Annotated in this window: 1 pseudogene; it reads right to left on the reverse strand. The window is 44.2% G+C overall.

The window, feature by feature from the left end:
- Positions 1-873, reverse strand: a pseudogene (locus tag H5300_RS26895) (hypothetical protein); the annotation flags it as partial.

Here is an 873-nt window from a genome sequence, read left to right on the forward strand (position 1 = left end):
CTATTTCAGCAAGATTAAAGAGGCCATCATTATCAGCATCGCCAAGTGAGCCTTGCTCTGGAGAAATATCACTTGTTGGGCTCCACCCATAAGTAAGCTCATCGCTATCAGATAAGCCGTCCTCATCACTATCGGATGAAGTTGGGTTCGTCTGGTAAAGAAGGATTTCATCAGCATTACTTAAACCATCATTATCAGCATCACCTAGGCCACCTTGCTCTGGAGAGGAAGTGTTAATTGGGTCCCAATGATAGGTGAGCTCAAAGAAATCACTAATACCATCATTATCGCTATCTGCCACAGTTGGGTTAGTCCCAAGTTCGATCTCATACTTGTTCGTTAACCCATCACCATCAGCATCGCCATCCCCACCATTAACAGGGCTATTTGAGTTATCTTTATCCCAGCCATAAAGCTCTTCGTGTACATCGTAAAGACCATCATTATCTGTATCGATTTGAGGGGTATTAGAATTCTGATCGAGAGGGTTTGAGCCTTGTAGAGCTTCTTGACCATCGCTTACGCCATCGCCATCACTGTCCGTTACTTTAGGGTCTGTCCCTAAATTAGCTTCGGCTAAATTACTCAGGCCATCTCCATCAAAATCACCACCCGCACTCTGGCTTCCACTATTTTCAACTAACGGGTCCCAACTTAAGGTGATCTCTAAAGCATCAACAAGTCCATCACCATCTGTATCAGCGGACTCTGGATTAGTGTGATGAGTATAGAGCTCATCCAGGTTAGATATGCCGTCTGAGTCAAAGTCACTCGATTCTGGCACTTGAGCATTGAGAGGATCCCAACTGTAAACCACCTCATGATAATCATTAATACCATCGCTATCAGTATCAACATCTACAAGCGACGTAT

It is taken from the genome of Vibrio sp. SG41-7 (assembly GCF_014164465.1).
GTDB classification, from domain to species: domain Bacteria; phylum Pseudomonadota; class Gammaproteobacteria; order Enterobacterales; family Vibrionaceae; genus Vibrio; species Vibrio splendidus.